This is a genomic window from Streptomyces sp. NBC_01235, from assembly GCF_035989285.1.
Classification (GTDB): domain Bacteria; phylum Actinomycetota; class Actinomycetes; order Streptomycetales; family Streptomycetaceae; genus Streptomyces.
In genome coordinates, this window is record NZ_CP108513.1 from 9,340,874 (window position 1) to 9,356,310 (window position 15,437).

Here is a 15,437-nt window from a genome sequence, read left to right on the forward strand (position 1 = left end):
CGATGACGTCGCAGGCCGCGGAGGGACCGGAGTCGGTCGCCGCAACGCGCCGCTCCAAGATCACGCCGGAGCGTGAGAAGGAGTTCTTCGACGCCGTCCTCGAACAGATCAGCGAGTGCGGGTATGAAGCGGTCACCATGGAGGGCGTCGCGGCGAGCACTCGCTGCAGCAAGTCCACGCTCTACCGGCAGTGGAAGACCAAGCCCCAGTTCGTCGTGGCGGCCCTGCGCTCCCGCCGTACGGCGCGGCTCGCCGGCATCGACACCGGTTCGCTCGCCGACGACCTGCGCGCGGCCGCGCGGGCCGCGGGCCGCTGGTCGACGAACGACAGCAAGCTGTTGCAGGCCCTCGGCCACGCCGTGACCGGGGACGAGGACCTCGCGCGGGCCCTGCGCGAGGCGCTGATCGACCCGGAGATCGAGGCGCTGCGGGACATCCTGCGGCGCGGGGTCGAGCGCGGGGAGATCCCCGCCGGCCATCCCGCGCTGGAGTACATCCCGGCGCAGCTGTTCGGCGTGGTCCGCGCCCGGCCGGTGGTCGACGGCGAGTATGCCGACCCGGCGTACCTGGTCCGCTTCGTGGAGGCCGCCGTGCTGCCGGCGCTCGGCCTCAGCTAGAGATCAACCCGGCTCAGGCCGCCGTCCACGGGATGACTGGACGGTGACCTGTTCCGCGCCGCACCGTGGGGACGGGGGCGGCGCGCACCCCCCGGCCGGGTGGGACTCCCCTTGAGCGGAGGGGAGTCCCACCCGGCCGATCGTGTCCCGACGGTCCGTGTCTTGACGGGCCCACGGGCCCGGCTCAGACGTCCTGGCCGCTGCCGCCGCCCGTCGACACCTTGATGCCCTTGGTGACGGTGTCGATGACCGACAGGCTCTGGTCGGCGTCCACGCCGAAGCGGAGCACCACCAGCCGCTTGGGGTCCGCGGGCGCCGGGAACGCCAGCGACTCGACGACGCCGTCCGCCCCCTTGCTCGTGACCGCCTTCCAGCGCACCAGGTAGCCCTTCTGCCCGGCCACCGTCACCGCCTGCGAGGCGAGCACCTGGTGCGAGGTGATCGCGCCGTACGTCGTGCCGCCGTAGGACTCCTCGGCGTTGGCCGAGATGTCCGCCTTCGCGACCTCCTCGGCGGTGTCGCCCTTGGTCTTCAGCGCTTCGACGGGCGCCGAGTACACGCCCCCCTTGGTGCAGGTCTTGGACGTGTCGCCGGGGCACTTGTAGGAGGAGTCGGAGGTGATCTGCGCGCCCACGTTGAGCTCCTGGCCGGTCCAGCCGTCCGGGATGGGGATGCTGATCCCGTTGAGCCCGTCGGTCACCGAACCGCTCTTGATCTTCGGCGCCTCGGACTCGTCGGGGGAGGGAGAGGCTCCGCCCGATCCCCCCGAACCGCCGGAGCCACCGGAGCCACCGGACCCGCCCGAGCCGCCGAACGGCCCGCCCTGGCCGCCGCTGCCGTCCTGGCCGCCCGAGCCGCCGGGCCCGCCCTGACCGCCCGGCCCCTGTGCCGTGCCGCCACCACCGCCCGAGCCGTCGTCCTTGGCCAGCGCGTACACGCCGACCCCGATGCTCGCCAGAACCGCGACCGCCGCGGCGACGGCTATGCCCGTCCGCAGCCCGCGCCGCTGACCCGCGCCCGCCGGAGCCACGGGCTGTCCGGGATACCCCGGATAACCCGGATACCCCGGGTGTGCCGGATACGTTCCGTCGGCCGGGGTCTGCGCCGGCGGACCCCATACGGCGGCCGAGCCCGCGGCGCGGGTCTGGTCCGTCCATGCCTTGCCGTCCCACCAGCGTTCGGTGGCGGGACCGTCACTTGTCTGCCCCGGATCGGGATACCACCCGGGAGGAGTCACCTGCGTCATGCCCCCACCGTATGAGGCGTCGGTGAAAGCCGGATGAGAGGGCGGGCACTCTCTTGGCATCGGCCCCGGTCCCCCGACCGCCCGGGTGGCGTGAATTCGGCGTCAATTCGGCGCGCACGAACCGTCGTTGACGTCGGAGGGGCACTTCCGCAGGCCCGCCGGCGCGCCGAGACCCATTCCCCGTCACCCGTCGAGGCAGGACCTGCCCGGACCGCCCTCCGCACGGGCCCCCGGACGGCTACGCTCGAGGTCTGTACGTCGTTCGGGCGACTTGGGGAGGTAGCGGGATGACGGAGGTCGGGCCGGCGGCGGCCGCCTCGGCTTCCCTCTGGGAGCGCGAGAGGGAAGTCGCCGCCATCGCGCAGGCGGTGGAGACACTCTGCGCCGACGGGTCCTCCTCGGGTCGCCTGCTGGTGCTCCGGGGCGAGGCGGGATTCGGCAAGACCGCACTGCTGGCCGAGACACGTCGCATCGCCGAGGCCCGCGGCTGCAGGGTGTGGTCGGCGCGCGGCGGCGAGACACTGAGGTCCGTCCCCTTCAACGTGGTACGGCAGTTGCTGCAGCCCGCGCTGCTGTCCCTGCACCCGGAGGAGGTCCGCGAGTACCTCGGTGACTGGTACGACATCGTGGGCCCCGCCCTCGGCATAGCGGAACCCGGCGAGGGACACGCAGACCCGCAGGGCGTGTGCGACGGGCTCGTCGCCGCCGTGACCCGGCTGGTCAGGCGGGACCGCCGGCTCGTGCTGCTCGTCGACGACGCGCACTGGGCCGACCAGGAGACCCTGCGCTGGCTCGCCGCGTTCGTCGAACGCCTCGACGAGCTCCCCGTCCTGGTCGTCGTGGCCCGCAGGCCCGGCGAGGTCAAGGGCGACGCCGCCCGCCACCTCGACGCCATCGGCGAGGCCGCGGGCCGTTCCGTCACCAGCCTCAGCGCCCTGACCCCGACCGCGGTCGCCGGCCTCACCCGCGCCACCCTCGGCGCGCACGCCGACGCCGCGTTCTGCCGCGAGGTGTGGGCCGTCACCGACGGCAACCCCTACGAGACCGTCGAACTCCTCGCCAAGGTCCGTGACAGCGAACTCCAGCCGAGCGAGTCCTCGGCCACCGAACTGCGTCCCCTGAACCGCGCGGCCCGCGGCGGCGGCCTCGTCGACCGCCTGGAGAAACTGGGCGTCGACGCCACCAAGTTCGCCATGGCCGCCGCGATCCTCGGCGCCGACATCTCCGTCGCCCAGGCGGCCCGGCTCGCCGGCCTCGGCCGGGACGACGCCGTGCGCTGCGCCGAACTGCTGCGCAACGCCCGCATCCTCACCGAATTGGACCCCGGGACCGTCCCCGCGGACGGCGGCGACCTGGAGTTCGTCCACCCGCTGATCGCCACCGCCGTCTACGAGTCCATCCCCACAGGCCTGCGCACCGCGATGCACGGCATCGCCGCCCAGGTCGTCACCGACGCCGGCAAGGGCCTCGCGGCCGCCTCCCGGCACCTGCTCCAGGTCCACGAGGAGGGCGACGAGGAACTCGTCGAGCAGCTGCGCGAGGCCGCCCGCGAACACCTCGCCGTCGGTGCCCCCGACGCCGCCCGCCGCTGTCTGGAACGGGCCCTGCGGGAACCGCCCGCCCCCGACGTCCACGCGCGCGTGCTCTACGAACTGGGCTCCGCCACCTTCCTCACCGCACCCGCCAGGACCATCGAACACCTGCGCACGGCACTCGGCATGCCGGGCCTCGACGGCGCCGAGCGCGTCGACGCCGTCTGCCGCCTCTCCCAGGCCCTCGTGCACAACGACCAGCTGGAGGAGGCCGTCCGCACGGTCGAGGCGGAGGCCGCCCGGCACGCCCCCGGACCCGCCCGGCTGCGGCTCCAGGCCGTGCAGCTCATGTGGGAGGGCGTCCACGCGGGCGAGACGGCCTCACCCCGCCGCTCGGAGAAACTCGCCGCGCTCGCCGCGACCTGCACCGGCCGGGACAACGCCGAACGCGCGCTGCTCATCCTGCGCGGCTTCGACGCGGCGACCCACGGCGAGAACGCCATGGAGGTCGTCGAGTTCTGCGACCGCGCCCTTGTCAACGGCCGCCTCGCCCCCGGTCTCGGCTGGACCGACCAGGAGTGGGGCATCGAGCTGCTGATGATGCTGGCCGGCTCCTACGCCTACACCGACCGGCTCGACCGCGCCGACGCCCTCTTGAACGAGGCCCTGCGCGCCTACGTCTCGGTCGGCTGGAGCGGCGGCCACCTCGCCCTGGCCCACGCCTACCTCGGAGTGGGCCTGCGCCGCCGGGGCCGTCTGAAGGAGGCCGAGGAGTCCCTCCGGGAATCCCTGCGCCTCGCCGAACGTGTCGGCCGCGGCCTGCCCCTGTACTGGTCGGCGACCTGCAACCTCGTCGACACGCTGCTGGTCCGCGGCCGTGTCGCCGAGGCCTGGGAGACCGCCGAACAGTACGGATTCGCCCCGCCGTACCCATCGACGATCGTGCTGCCCGAGCCCCGCACGGTGCGCGGCCGGCTGCTGCTGGCCGTCGGCCGCGTCAAGGACGGCATCAACGAACTGGAGGCGGCCGAGAAGGCCGCCACCGCCCGCGGTCACCTCAACCCGGTGATGGGCCCCTGGGCCGTCGACCTCGCCCGGGCCCTGGCCGCCGAGGACCCGGACCGCGCGAACCGGCTCGCCATCGAGGCCCGCCGCCAGGCCGAACGCTTCGGGACCGACACCGCGATCGGCGAGGCCCTGCGCTGCGCCGCCGCCCTGGAGACCGGCCAGCGCGCGGTCCGGCTCGCCCAGCAGGCCGTCACCTATCTGGAGTCCTCGCCCTGCCAGTACGAACACGCGGCCGCCCGCGTCGAGTACGGCATCCTCTCCCGCTCGGTGTCCGAACTCGGCCGGGGCCTGACCCTGGCCCGTTCCTGCGGCGCCGACGGCCTGGCGGACAAGGCGCAGCAGGCATTGCAGGGGCTGGGCGCGCCACAGGTGGGGCTCGTTCCCGGGCAGACCCGGAGGTAGCCGGGCAGACCCGGAGGTAGTCACGGAGTCACGGGCGAAGGCGTCCGCTCTCAGGCGTCGAGCAGCTTCTCGGTGAGCCGGGAAAGCCGCTCGCGCACCTGCGGGTCGTACGTCGCCTCGTGCGCCCGGGCCGGACGCGTCCCGTCGAAGTAACGGCCGGTGTCCAGCTCCTGGGTGGCCAGCGCCAGCACACCCGGAGCGCCGTCGGCGACCGTGCTCCAGGGCGCGACACCGCCCTCGCGGACCATCGCGGTGTCCATGAAGGTCGCCGGGTGCAGCACGTTCACCGACACACCGGTGCCCGCCAACTCCTCGGCCAGAGTGAAGGTATGGGCGGCGAGGGCGAACTTCGCCCGGCAGTAGGCGGCGAACCCGTCGTAGCCGCCGGTGAATTCCGGGTCGTCGAAGTCGACGGGTTCCTGGCCGGCCGAGCCGACGTTGACGATCCGGGCGGGCGCGCCCGCACGCAGGGCCGGCAGCAGGGCACGGGTCAGGGCGACCGGCGCCAAGTAGTTCACCGCCAGCCGCAGTTCGTGCCCGTCGGCGCTCACCTCACGGCCCGAACCGGGCGAACCGGCGCCCACCCCGGCGTTGTTGACGAGTACGTCGAGCGCAGGGTGCGCCTCGGCGACCCGCCGGCCCAGCTCGCGCACCTGCGCCAGCGAGGCCAGGTCGGCGACGAACCCCTCCGCCTCGCCCTCGGCCCGCAACTCGTCGACGAGCCGCTCCGTGCGACCCGGGTCGCGGCCATGGGCGAGGACGAGGTGACCGGAGCGGACGAGCGCGAAGGCCACGTACCGGCCGAGACCGGAGGTGGCACCGGTGATCAGAATGGTGGACATGCCCCCACGGTAAGCACGAGACACCGGTTTCCGGCTGTTACTGCGGGAGCTACGACCGTCAGGAACCCCCACCCTCAGCCGAGTCCCTCTCGGTCGGCTGCGTCTCAGCCGGTCCCGTCCTCCTCCGCCAGCACTCGCTGGGCTGTTGCGAACGCCGAGTTCGCTGCCGGGACCCCGCAGTAGACGGCCGTCTGGAGCAGGACGGCGCCGATCTCCTCCGGTGTGAGGCCGTTGCGCCGGGCCGCGCGCACGTGCATGGCCAGCTCGTCGTAGTGGCCGTGCGCCACCAGCGCGGTCAGCGTGATCATGCTGCGCTCGCGGCGGCTGAGCGTCGGGTCGGTCCAGATCTCGCCCCAGGCGTAGCGCGAGATGAAGTCCTGGTAGCGGGCGGTGAACGCGTTCTGCCGGGCCTGCGCCCGGTCCACGTGTGCGTCCCCGAGCACCTCGCGGCGCACCTCCATGCCCCGCTTCGCGCCGCCGTCGAGGTGCGCGCGCAGCACGGTCAGTACGGCCTCGGGACACTGGGCGGGCGCGAGGTGCGAGGCCCCCGGCAGTTCGACCAGCGCGGCGCCCGGCACCGCGTCCGCGATCTCCCGCAGATGCGCGGGCGGCGTCGCCGGATCCTGGCGCCCGGCGATCAGCAGGGTCCGTACGGCGATCTCCGGCAGGCGCTCGCGCACGTCGAACGCGCCCAGCGCGTCACAGCAGGCGGCGTAGGCCTCCGGGTCCGCCTCGCGGTGGTCGGCGATCAGCTCCGGCACGGTGAACCCCGGCGTGAACCAACGGGCGTTCGCGCCCTCGGCGAGCCCCGCCAGTCCTTCCCGGCGCACCAGCGCGGCCCGCTCCTCCCACGGCTTCGACCCGTTGAAGTGGGCCGAGGAGCAGATCACCGCCAGCGAGGAGACACGCTCGGGGTGGTGCAGCGCCAGGTGCAGACCCACCGCGCCGCCCAGGGACACGCCCGCGTACGCGAACCGCTCCAGGCCGAGGGAGTCGGCGAGCGCCAGCACCAGCCCGGCGAGGTCGCCGACGGTGGCCCCGGGACCGATCAGGTCGGCCGCCGAACCCCCGTGCCCCGGCAGGTCCCAGCGGACCACCCGGTGCGTGATGGACAGCTCCGGCGCCACCTTGTCCCACAGGGCGTACGAGGTGCCGAGCGAGGGGCCGAGCAGCAGCGGGGGAGCGGAAGTCGGCCCCTCGGCACGGTGGTTGAGCAGCTTCTCGGTCAACGTCGCTCCAGCGCACGGTCGGTGAGGGCTCCGGCGGAGCCGGTGTAGCGGGCGGGGTCGGTGAGATCGTCGAGGTCGACGTCCTTCAAGTCGGGCTCCTCGGCGAGGAGTTCGGCCAGGGAGCGGTCCTCGGCGTAGGTGCGCCGGGCGAGGCCGGTGAGGAGTTCCCGGGCGCGGGCGCGGCCGAGCACGGCCGACAGCTCGGCGGACAGCCGCTCGGAGACGATCAGCCCGTGGGTGAGGCCGAGATGCGCGCGCATCGCGTCCGCGTCCACCCGCAGCCCCTCCGTCAGCTCGGCCGCGTCCCGGGCGGCCCCGCCGACCAGCCGCAGCAGCTCCCGCAGGGGCTCCCACTCGGCGTGCCAGGCCCCGGCGGGCCGCTCGTCCTCCGCCGCCAGGGACCCGTACAGCGTGGCCGCGAGCTGCGGGGCGCGCCGGGCGGCGGCCGCGATCAGCGTGGACCGTACCGGGTTGGCCTTGTGCGGCATGGCCGAGGAACCGCCCCCGCTGCCCTCCGCCACCTCGGCGATCTCGGTGCGGGCGAGGGTGAGGACGTCCGTGGCGGCCTTCCCCAGGGCGCCCGCCGTGAAGGCCAGGCAGCCGGCGAGATCGGCGACCGGTGCCCGCAGGGTGTGCCACGGCAACTGCGGTGCCCGCAGTCCGAGTTCACGGGCGTACGCGGCTGGCAGCGCGGTCGCGTCGGCGGCGCCGTATGCGGTGAAGGCCGCCAACGTTCCGGCCGCTCCTCCGAGTTGTGCGGGCAGCGCGTCTCGTACGGCCGTCACCCGGTCCCGTGCGTCCAGCGCCAGTGACCGCCAGCCGGCCGCCTTCAGGCCGAAGGCCGTCGGCACGGCGTGCTGGGTGAGCGTGCGGCCCGGCATCGGCGTGTCGCGGTGCTCGGCGGCGAGCCGGGCCAGCGCGCGCTGGGTGCGGTCGAGGTCGGCCAGGACGAGGCCGAGGGTGCGCACCGCGACCAGCATCGTCGCCGTGTCCATGATGTCCTGGCTGGTCGCGCCCCGGTGGACGTACGGGCCGTACTCCTCGCCGACCGCCTTGGTCAGGTCGGCGACCAGCGGGATCACCGGGTTCCCGCCGCCGCGGGCGCGTTCGGCGAGGGAACGGACGTCGAAATCGCCGTCCTCGGCCGCCGATGTGACTGCCGCCCCGGCCCCCGCCGGGGCCAGCCCCAGTGCCTCCTGGGCGCGGGTCAGCCCGGCCTCCGCGTCGAGCAGCGCCCGCAGAAAGGCTCTGTCGCCGGTCGCGGAGGCGGCGGGGGAGCCGGTCCACCCGGGTGAGAGCAGACCGGCCTCGGTCGGGCCGTCGCCGTGCGCAGGGGTCACTGGAACTCCAGGAAGACCGTTTCGCCTTCGCCCTGAAGGCGGATGTCGAAACGGTAGGTGCCCAGCGGACCGTCCTGGGCGATCAGCGTGTCGCGGCGCGCCGGGTCCAGTTGCTTCAGCAGCGGGTCGGCGGCGAGCGCCGCGTCGTCGCCCGGCAGGTAGATCCGGGTGAACAGGTGCACCAGCAGCCCGCGCGCGAAGACGCAGACGCTGAGGTACGGGGCGCTGTTCCCGCGCGCGCCCGGCCGCAGCGTCCGCGCCGACCAGTGGCCGTCGGCGTCCGTCTGGACGCGCCCCCAGCCCGTGAACTCGACGCCGTTTCGGCCCAGGAAACCGCCGCTGGACGGGTCGCGCCGCATCGAGCCGTCGACCTGGGGGAGGTTGCCCTCGGGGTCCGCGCCCCACAGCTCCAAAAACGCGTCCGGCAACGGGTTGCCCTCGCCGTCGTACACATGACCCTGGAGCGTGATCGTGTCCGGGTGGCCGACGGGGGCGATGTCACCGCCGCCGGGGAACGGCAGGGCGTAGCCGTAGAAGGGGCCGACCGTGTGCGACGGAGTGGGGAGCACGGTCTCCGGACGGCTCGTGTCGATCTTCGTCATGGCAGGTCAGCGTCCTTCTTCGATCCAGGTGGCGTGCGGCCCGTCGAGCACGATGTCCCAGTGGTAACCCATCGAGAACTCCGGCACCGACAGACTGTGGTCGTACGTGGCGACCAGCCGCTGGCGGGCGTCGTCGTCCGTCACCGACTGGATGATCGGGTCGTACGGGAACAGCGGGTCGCTCGGGAAGTACATCTGCGTCACGAGCCGCTGGGTGAACGCCGTGCCGAACAGTGAGAAGTGGATGTGGGCCGGCCGCCAGGCGTTGACGTGCTGACGCCAGGGGTAGGGGCCCGGCTGAATGGTGGTGAAACGGTAGAAACCGCTGTCGTCGGTCAGCGTGCGGCCGACGCCCGTGAAGTTCGGGTCCAGCGGGGCGTCGTGCTTCTCGCGCTGGTGCGCGTAGCGGCCGGCCGAGTTGGCCTGCCAGATCTCGACCAGCTGACCGCGGACCGGACGCCCGTCGCGGTCCAGCAACCGGCCGGAAACCGTGATCCGTTCACCGATCGGCTCGCCGTTGTGCTGCCGGGTGAGGTCGTTGTCGAACTCGGTGATGTCCCGCTCGCCGAAGGCGGGGGAGACCAGCTCCACCAGCTCCGGGTCCTTGCTGACGTCGATCGCGACGGGCGGCTGCTTGGGGTGGCGCAGGACGGAGGAACGGTACGGCGCGTAGTCGCGGCGCGGCTGGTGCTCGACGGGCGCGCCGTCGGCGAGCCGCTTCTCGTACGCGGCGTGCTCGGCCGCGATCTCCTGGTCGATGTCGGCTTGCGTGAGAGTCATGGCGTTTCCTGGGTTTCTTATCGTTCGAGGACGAGGGCGAGGCCCTGGCCCACTCCGATGCAGAGGGTGGCGACCCCGACGCCGCCGCCCCGACGGGCGAGCTGGTGGGCGACCGTGCCGGCGAGCCGGGCGCCGGACGCGCCGAGCGGGTGACCCAGGGCGATGGCGCCGCCCTGCGGGTTGAGGATCGCCGGGTCGAACTCGGGCCACTCGGCCACGCAGCCCAGCACCTGGGCGGCGAAGGCCTCGTTCAGTTCTAGAACTGACAGATCGTCAAATCTCTTGCCCGCCCTGGCGAGTGCCCGGTTGACGGCCTCGACCGGGGCGAGTCCGAAGTAGTGCGGGTCGATCGCGGACACCCCGGTGGCGCCGATGCGGGCGAGCGGCTCGCGGCCGGTGGCCTTCAACCCCTCCTCGTCCACGAGCAGCAGGGCGGCGGCGCCGTCGTTCAGCGGCGACGCGTTGCCCGCCGTCACCGTCCCGTCCTCCGTCCGGAACGACGGCCTGAGCTTCGCCATCGCCTCCAGCGAGGCGTCCGCCCGTACGCATTCGTCGGCACCGAACACGACCGGGTCGCCCTTGCGGCGCGGGATCGACACGGGCGCGAGTTCGGCGTCGAAGAGGCCCGCCTCCTGGGCTGCGGCGGCCTTGCGGTGACTGGCCAGGGCGAACTCGTCCTGCTGCTCGCGGCTGATCTTGTGCTTGTCGGCGATGAGTTCGGCGGACTCGCCGAGCGGGATCGTCCACTGCGGGTTCATCCGCGGATTGACCATCCGCCAGCCCAGCGTGGTCGAGTACAGCTCGGCGTGCCCGGCGGGGAACGCCCGGTCCGACTTCGGCAGCACGTACGGCGCGCGGGTCATCGATTCGACACCGCCGGCGACGGCGACGCAGGCGTCGCCGACGGCGATCGCGCGGGCCGCCTGGATGACCGCCTCCAGGCCGGAGGCGCACAGCCGGTTGACGGTGACCCCCGGCACGGAGGTGGGCAGACCCGCGAGCAGCGCGCCCATCCGGCCGACGTTGCGGTTCTCCTCGCCGGCCCCGTTGGCGTTGCCGAAATACACGTCCTCGACCCGCGAGGGGTCCAACGCGGGCGTACGGGCGAGGAGTTCACGGATGGCGTGGGCGGCGAGGTCGTCCGGGCGCACCGAGGCCAGAGACCCGTTGTAGCGTCCGATCGGGGTGCGGACGGCATCGACGACGTAAACGGTCTTGAGATTGTTGCTCATGACTGGATCTCCTCGGCGACACGGACCTTCGCGGCGGTCTTCGCCACGATCTCGTCGGTCGTGACACCTGGTGCGGTCTCCACCAGGACCAGACCCTCCTCGGTGATGTCGAGGACGCCGAGGTCGGTGATGATCCGGTTCACGCAGCGCTTCCCGGTCAGTGGCAGCGCGCAGTCGGTGAGGATCTTGGGGCTGCCGTCCTTGGCGGTGTGGGTCATGACGACGATGACCGTACGGGCGCCGTGCACCAGGTCCATCGCCCCGCCGATCCCGGTGATCATCTTGCCGGGGATCGCCCAGTTGGCCAGGTCGCCGCGCTCGGAGACCTGCATCGCGCCGAGCACGGCTACGTCGATGTGACCGCCGCGGATCATGCCGAAGGACAGCGCCGAGTCGAAGAAGGACGCGCCCGGAAGGACCGTCACGGTCTCCTTGCCGGCGTTGATCAGGTCCGGGTCGACGGCGTCCTCGGTGGGGTAGGGGCCGGTGCCGAGGATGCCGTTCTCGCTCTCCAGCACCACCTCGACGCCCGCCGGGAGGTAGTTCGGGATGAGCGTCGGCAGCCCGATGCCGAGATTGACGTACTGACCGTCTCGAAGCTCGCGCGCGGCGCGGGCGGCCATCTCCTCGCGTGTCCAGGCCATCACTCGCTCACCGTTTCCTCTGCGGCGGGGGCGGAGACCGTCCGCTGCTCGATCTTCTTGTCGGCCGCCTGCCGCGAGGTCAGCGCGATCACGCGCTGTACGAAGATGCCCGGCAGGTGCACGGCGTCCGGGTCGATCTCTCCGGGCTCGACCAGCTCCTCCACCTCCGCGATCGTGATCTTCCCGGCCATCGCGGAGAGGGGGTTGAAGTTGCGGGCGGACCTGTTGAAGACGAGGTTGCCGTGCCGGTCGCCCTTCGCGGCCCTGACCAGCGCGAAGTCGGTGCGGATCCCGTGCTCCAGCACATACTCGACGCCGTCGAACTCCCGGACCTCCTTCGGCGGCGAGGCCAGCGCGACGCCGCCTTCGCCGTCGTAGCGCCAGGGCAGCCCGCCGTCGGCGACCTGCGTGCCGACGCCCGCGGGGGTGTAGAAGGCCGGGATGCCGGCGCCGCCGGCCCGCAGCCGCTCGGCCAGCGTGCCCTGCGGGATCATCTCGACCTCCAGCTCACCGCCCAGGTACTGGCGGGCGAACTCCTTGTTCGCGCCGATGTAGGAACCGGTCACCCGGGCGATCCGCCCGGCGGCGAGCAGGATCGCGAGACCCGACTCCATCGCCCCGCAGTTGTTGGAGACGACCGACAGACCGGCCACGCCCCGCTCGTACAGGGCCTGGATGAGGACGTTCGGCACGCCGCTCAGCCCGAATCCGCCCACTGCCAGCGACGCGCCGTCCGGCACGTCGGCCACCGCCTCCAGGGCCGTGGCGACCACCTTGTCCATCCGTGAAGCCCCATCTCTCCGCGCACCCAGGCCGTCAATTAATCAGGGCACTGACTATTTCCCCGAGGTTTCCCACACGCTGCCATCGCACAGGGGGCCAGTCAAGACCCCAGGCAGTGGCTCTGATGAACGTCACCGGGACACAAGACTCGATCGACCTCAGGCGGTATCGTTCAGTGCACCGATGAAATGCACCGACGAAATCCCACACTGAGGAGCGCACATGGCCGCGGTGGACCTCACCAGCCACCCCGGGCACCTGGCCCGGCGGCTGCAACAGGCGCACTACCTGTTGTGGAACACGATGGTCTCCGAGGAGATCACCTCGCCGCAGTTCGCGGTCCTCAACGCGCTCGTCGCCGAGCCGGGTCTCGACCAGCGCACGGTGGGGGAGCGGGTCGGGCTCGACCGCTCCACCGTCGCCGAGGTGATCAGCCGGCTCTGCCGGCGGGAGCTGCTGGACAAGGTCCGCGATCCGCAGGACGGCCGCCGCTTCCTGCTGCGGCTCACCGAGAACGGCGTGCGTACCCACCGCAAGCTGACGGTGCGCACGGCCCGGATGAACCAGGTCTTCCTGGCGCCGCTCTCCGCCGAGGAGCAGACCCTGTTCTTCGACCTGATCGGGCGCGTCTCGGACGCGGCGGAGGGGCTGCGCAATCCCGCCGAACCTCTCGTGGCCCAGGGCTGATCACGCCTTCGCGAACACGATCCACACCTGGCCCCGGGCGAAGGCGACCTGCTTGCCGTCCTCGGTCGTGAACCGTGTGCCGTCCGCGGCCGTCGGGCGCTTCCAGTTCACGTCGTAGGCCTTGCCGTCGCGCAGCACCTGCGCCTTGCCCGACCCGACCGTCTCGGTGTACGGCGTGTTGTTGCCGAGGAAGTCGCGGAAGGCCGACGTGCGCAGCTTCACGTACTGCACGACCACTGTCGCCGGGGCGACCCGTTTCCCGTCGGTCGTCACGGTCGCGGTGCCGTCCATGGAGACCAGCCAGCGCGCCCGGCTGCCGGACCAGGTGAAGGTGAAGCGGGCCGCCGGGTAGCGCACGGTGCGTGAGGTCTGCGCCGTGCCGCCGGAGGGCGCGGCGCCGTAGTGGAAGCCAGTCGTCAGGGCCGCCGGGCCCGGCGCGGAGGGCAACAGCCGGTTCGGGCGGAGGAAGAGGTTGTGCGGTGCGGGCTTGTCCGTGCCACGGTAGTAGGCACCCGACGCGTCCTCGGGGGTGACAGCCTTCAACGGGGCCTTGTTGATCAGGGGCAGCAGTCTGCCCTGCGCCCCGGAGAACGCCAGTAGCGGCTGCTCGAACTGGCGCAGCAGCTCCAGATCGGACTCGCGGGCGCTGCGCACGGGCCCGACGGCCTTCGGCAGCTGGGTCGCGTACACGGCCATGAGCCGGCTCAGTCCTCCCTCGACCTGCTCGACGTACACGACGTCCGCGGCGTCGATGCCGGTCTGCGGCCGGGCCGACTCCGCGTTGTCGATCTTCACGGCGAGCACGGAGGCCGAGACCCCGGTCGGGCTCGGTCCGGTTCGGGTCGGTGTCCGGCCGGTGCTCCGTCCGTCGTCCGCCGGCCGATCTGTCGTGGTGCAACCCGCTGCCAGGGAGGCCGTCAGCGCGGCGGCCAGCAAAGCCGCCGTCGCGACGCCCCTTCGTCTCGCCCCCGGTTTCCTGCCCGCCGTCTCCGTGTCCACCGCTGCCACCCCGTCCACTGTCGCCCCGCGACCCCGATGACTTGATTGTGCGCTTATAAGTTCGAAGGCGCCTCTATCGGATCGCTTCTGCTTCTTCGCGGTGATCAGGCTGATAGATCCTGCTCCGGCATGGGGCGTGGTTCGGGGCGGTCCGCCCCGGGTACCCGGGGCGGACCCGGGGCGCCGGCGGCCCTGGGCCCCGACACGGCGGAGGGAGCGCGGCACCATGAAGGCTGTGACCTGGCAGGGGAAGCGGGACGTGCGGGTGGACACCGTGCCCGACCCGACGATCCAGGAACCGACGGACGCCGTCATTCGCGTCACGTCCACCGGACTGTGCGGATCCGACCTGCACCTCTACGAGGTGCTCACTCCGTTCATGACCCCCGGCGACATCCTCGGCCACGAGCCCATGGGCATCGTCGAGCAGGTCGGCGCCGCGGTGCCCGACCTCAAGGCCGGCGACCGGGTCGTGGTGCCGTTCCAGATCGCCTGCGGCAACTGCTGGATGTGCCTGAACTCCCTGCCCACGCAGTGCGAGACCACCCAGGTCACCGGCGAGGGCATGGGCGCCGCCCTGTTCGGCTACACCCGCCTGTACGGCGCGGTGCCCGGCGCCCAGGCCGAGTACCTGCGCGTCCCGCAGGCCCAGTACGGCCCCATCAAGGTTCCCGAGGGCCCGCCCGACGACCGCTTCGTCTACCTCTCCGACGTCCTGCCCACCGCCTGGCAGGCGGTCGCCTACGCCGACATTCCCGAGGGCGGCAGCATCGCCGTCCTCGGGCTCGGCCCCATCGGCGACATGGCCTGCCGGGTCGCCCAGGTGCGCGGCGCGGGACGGGTCTTCGGCGTGGACCTGGTCGGCGAGCGGCTGCGCCGGGCCCGTGCGCGCGGCGTGGAGACGTACGACCTCAGGCGCTTCGACAGCGAGAAGGAGCTCGTCGCCGCGATCCGCGACGAGACGGACGGCCGCGGGCCCGACGCCGTCATCGACGCGGTCGGTACTGAGGCTCACGGCAGCGCGGCCGCCCGCATGGTCCAAAACGCCTCCGCCCTGCTGCCGCGGAAGCTGAGCGGCCCCTTCGCGGAACGTTTCAGCATCGACCGGCTCGGGGCCCTCCACACCGCCATCGAGCTGGTGCGCCGCGGCGGCACACTCTCCCTGGTCGGCGTCTACGGCGGCACGGCCGACCCGATGCCGATGCTCACCCTCTTCGACAAGCAGATCCAGATCCGTATGGGCCAGGCCAACGTCCGCCGCTGGAGTGACGACATCCTGCCCTACCTCACCGACGAGGACCCCCTCGGCGTCGACGACTTCGCCACCCACCGGCTGCCGCTGGCCGAAGCCCCGCACGCGTACGAGATGTTCCAGCGCAAGCAGGACGGCGCGGTGAAGGTCCTGATGACGCCGTGAGGCAGGCCGAGGCCGCA

Annotated in this window: 14 protein-coding genes; 4 read left to right on the forward strand and 10 right to left on the reverse strand. The window is 72.5% G+C overall.

Features of this window, described 5'->3' with window-relative positions:
- Positions 1 to 2: 2 nt before the first annotated feature.
- Complete coding sequence (locus OG289_RS41970) at positions 3 to 617, forward strand: TetR/AcrR family transcriptional regulator (RefSeq protein ID WP_327319241.1); 615 nt, start codon at positions 3 to 5, stop codon at positions 615 to 617.
- 184 nt (positions 618 to 801) lie between these two features.
- Here the strand turns inward: OG289_RS41970 and OG289_RS41975 are convergent, their stop codons facing one another.
- Positions 802 to 1,863, reverse strand: coding sequence for a DUF2510 domain-containing protein (locus tag OG289_RS41975; RefSeq protein ID WP_327319242.1), 1,062 nt, complete (start codon positions 1,861 to 1,863; stop codon positions 802 to 804).
- A 287-nt stretch (positions 1,864 to 2,150) separates the two neighbouring features.
- On the opposite strand from OG289_RS41975, the gene OG289_RS41980 reads away from it, so the two are divergent.
- Entirely contained in the window at positions 2,151 to 4,865 is a 2,715-nt protein-coding gene (locus OG289_RS41980) for an ATP-binding protein (protein WP_327319243.1), read from the forward strand.
- A gap of 50 nt (positions 4,866 to 4,915) precedes the next feature.
- Here OG289_RS41980 and OG289_RS41985 read toward each other — a convergent pair whose 3' ends face one another.
- The 8 genes from OG289_RS41985 to OG289_RS42020 all read right to left on the reverse strand — a co-directional run bounded on the left by OG289_RS41985 (position 4,916) and on the right by OG289_RS42020 (position 12,316).
- Positions 4,916 to 5,707, reverse strand: a complete 792-nt coding sequence (locus OG289_RS41985; RefSeq protein WP_327319244.1) for an SDR family NAD(P)-dependent oxidoreductase — start codon at positions 5,705 to 5,707, stop codon at positions 4,916 to 4,918.
- Between the two features lie 104 nt (positions 5,708 to 5,811).
- On the reverse strand, positions 5,812 to 6,936 hold the full coding sequence (gene pcaDC, locus OG289_RS41990; RefSeq protein ID WP_327319245.1) for a bifunctional 3-oxoadipate enol-lactonase/4-carboxymuconolactone decarboxylase PcaDC: 1,125 nt from the start codon (positions 6,934 to 6,936) through the stop codon (positions 5,812 to 5,814).
- Complete coding sequence (pcaB, locus tag OG289_RS41995; protein ID WP_327319246.1) at positions 6,933 to 8,276, reverse strand: 3-carboxy-cis,cis-muconate cycloisomerase; 1,344 nt, start codon at positions 8,274 to 8,276, stop codon at positions 6,933 to 6,935. Before pcaB ends, pcaDC begins: the two co-directional genes overlap by 4 nt.
- Positions 8,273 to 8,878 (reverse strand): protocatechuate 3,4-dioxygenase subunit alpha, encoded by a 606-nt coding sequence (pcaG, locus tag OG289_RS42000; RefSeq protein WP_327319247.1) that lies wholly within the window; start codon positions 8,876 to 8,878, stop codon positions 8,273 to 8,275. Before pcaG ends, pcaB begins: the two co-directional genes overlap by 4 nt.
- A 6-nt stretch (positions 8,879 to 8,884) precedes the next feature.
- On the reverse strand, positions 8,885 to 9,658 hold the full coding sequence (gene pcaH / locus OG289_RS42005) for a protocatechuate 3,4-dioxygenase subunit beta (RefSeq protein WP_327319248.1): 774 nt from the start codon (positions 9,656 to 9,658) through the stop codon (positions 8,885 to 8,887).
- A 17-nt stretch (positions 9,659 to 9,675) separates the two neighbouring features.
- Entirely contained in the window at positions 9,676 to 10,890 is a 1,215-nt protein-coding gene (locus OG289_RS42010; RefSeq protein ID WP_327319249.1) for a thiolase family protein, read from the reverse strand.
- On the reverse strand, positions 10,887 to 11,534 hold the full coding sequence (locus OG289_RS42015) for a CoA transferase subunit B (protein WP_327319250.1): 648 nt from the start codon (positions 11,532 to 11,534) through the stop codon (positions 10,887 to 10,889). The genes OG289_RS42010 and OG289_RS42015 overlap by 4 nt, the downstream gene beginning before the upstream one ends.
- Positions 11,534 to 12,316 carry a CoA transferase subunit A gene (locus OG289_RS42020; protein WP_327319251.1) on the reverse strand — a complete coding sequence of 261 codons (783 nt, stop codon included), beginning with the start codon at positions 12,314 to 12,316 and terminating at the stop codon, positions 11,534 to 11,536. The genes OG289_RS42015 and OG289_RS42020 overlap by 1 nt, the downstream gene beginning before the upstream one ends.
- A 223-nt stretch (positions 12,317 to 12,539) precedes the next feature.
- Between OG289_RS42020 and OG289_RS42025 the strand changes: the two genes are divergently transcribed.
- Entirely contained in the window at positions 12,540 to 13,004 is a 465-nt protein-coding gene (locus tag OG289_RS42025; RefSeq protein ID WP_327319252.1) for a MarR family winged helix-turn-helix transcriptional regulator, read from the forward strand.
- Here OG289_RS42025 and OG289_RS42030 read toward each other — a convergent pair whose 3' ends face one another.
- The gene (locus OG289_RS42030) at positions 13,005 to 14,003 is read right to left on the reverse strand and encodes a DUF3048 domain-containing protein (RefSeq protein ID WP_327320967.1); all 999 of its coding nucleotides are present in this window, start codon (positions 14,001 to 14,003) and stop codon (positions 13,005 to 13,007) included.
- Between the two features lie 226 nt (positions 14,004 to 14,229).
- Between OG289_RS42030 and OG289_RS42035 the strand changes: the two genes are divergently transcribed.
- Positions 14,230 to 15,420 carry a zinc-dependent alcohol dehydrogenase gene (locus tag OG289_RS42035; RefSeq protein ID WP_327319253.1) on the forward strand — a complete coding sequence of 397 codons (1,191 nt, stop codon included), beginning with the start codon at positions 14,230 to 14,232 and terminating at the stop codon, positions 15,418 to 15,420.
- Positions 15,421 to 15,437 lie beyond the last annotated feature (17 nt).